This is a genomic window from Microbacterium sp. HMWF026 (genome assembly GCF_003061325.1).
Lineage (GTDB): Bacteria > Actinomycetota > Actinomycetes > Actinomycetales > Microbacteriaceae > Microbacterium > Microbacterium testaceum_E.
Genome location: NZ_QAJB01000403.1, coordinates 1 through 1,425, shown reverse-complemented (window position 1 = coordinate 1,425; position 1,425 = coordinate 1). Strand labels below are relative to the sequence as shown.

At 72.4% G+C, this 1,425-nt stretch carries 2 protein-coding genes and 1 pseudogene; all 3 read left to right on the top strand.

What is annotated here, in order from left to right; genetic code table 11:
- On the top strand, positions 1 to 328 hold a 328-nt coding region (locus tag DBR36_RS14905; RefSeq protein WP_146185384.1), incomplete at its 5' end, for a phosphatidate cytidylyltransferase.
- Positions 325 to 870: a DivIVA domain-containing protein gene (locus DBR36_RS14900; RefSeq protein WP_108320534.1), complete on the top strand. Its 546-nt coding sequence runs from the start codon at positions 325 to 327 to the stop codon at positions 868 to 870. The genes DBR36_RS14905 and DBR36_RS14900, both read left to right, overlap by 4 nt.
- Before the next feature lie 50 nt (positions 871 to 920).
- Positions 921 to 1,425: pseudogene (locus DBR36_RS17895) on the top strand (hypothetical protein); the annotation flags it as partial.

Here is a 1,425-nt window from a genome sequence, read left to right as displayed (position 1 = left end):
TCCCATGGCCCCCCGCATCAGCCCCAAGAAGACCTGGGAGGGCTTCGCCGGGGCCTGCGTCGCCGCGGTGGTCGCGGGGGCGCTGCTCGCCGCCTTCATGCTGCAGGTGCCCTGGTGGGCGGGGATGATCTTCGGTGCAGCCGTGCTGGCGACCGCCACGGTCGGCGACCTGGGCGAGTCGATGATCAAACGCGACCTGGGCATCAAGGACATGAGCTCGTGGCTCCCCGGCCACGGCGGGGTGCTCGACCGCCTCGACTCGATCCTGCCGTCCGCCACCGCTGCTCTCGTGATGTACTACCTGCTGTCACCGTTGGGAGTGTCATGACCTCGTCGCCGTTCCCCGAATCCGGTCGCGCCAAGGGCTACGAGAAGCGCGCGGTCGACGTCTTCCTCGCCCGGGCGCGCGATGCCTTCGAGGCCGACGAGGTCGGCACGATGCGCTCGTCGGAAGTGCGATCGGTCGCGTTCCCGCTGGTCCGCGGCGGGTATGCGGTCACCGCCGTCGACGCGGCCCTCGGCCGCATCGAGGACACCTTCGCCGCGCGCGAGCGCGAACACGCCCTCTCGCGACTGGGTGCTCGCGCCTGGGTGGCCGAGACCCGCGACACCGCGCAGGTCGTGCTGGACCGGCTTCGGCGCCCCCGCGGCGCGCGTTTCGAGCGGGTCGGGATGCTGCGCTACGGCTACCGCGTCGACGAGGTCGACGTCGTGGCCGATCGCGTCGCCCGCTACCTCGCGGCCGGCGATCCGGTCACCCCCGAGCAGGTGCGGGCCGTGGCCTTCCGCCTGCAGCGCGGCGGCTACCGCGAGACGCAGGTCGATGCGGTCCTCGACTCCGTCGTCGAAGTGATGCTCGCGGTCGGATGACCCGTGCGGATGGAAACCGGTCGCGAAGCGTCGGTAGACTCGACGGCACTGTGACTCCCGGTTCGGATCTCTCGCGCGCCTCTCGCGTCGCCCATCGCGGCGGTGCGGCGCTCGACGTGGTCCCCCCGACGCTGCCCGCCCGCACCGCACCGCGGTGGTCCCGTCGCCGCGGCGTCGTCGGCGTCTTCGCGGCGTGCGCCGCGGTGCTGTTCGCCGGTGCCTACGTCGGTCCGATGGGCGCTGCGCTGCAGCCGGCCCAGGCCGAGGTCCCCCGCACGGTCACCCTGTACGCTGAGGGCCTCGACGACGTGCAGGCGGTGTCGACCGCGGGCGAGAAGCAGACCCCGCAGCTCGATCGGTCCAGCTACAACGTCTACGTCAAGCCCAAGCCCACGCCGACTCCGACGCCCACGCCGAGCGCGTCGCGCAAGACCACCGAATCGGATTCCGGGTCGTCGGCGTCCAGCAGCGGTCCGCTGTTCTACACCGGCGGGGGAGCGCCCGCCGAGTGGATGGCCGCCGCCGGCATCTCCGAGGCCGACATGGGCTACGTCG

Coding starts and splice junctions, on each gene's coding strand:
- DBR36_RS14900 (WP_108320534.1), top strand. CDS start 325: ATGACCTCGTCGCCGTTCCCCGAATCCGGTCGCGCCAAGGGCTACGAG.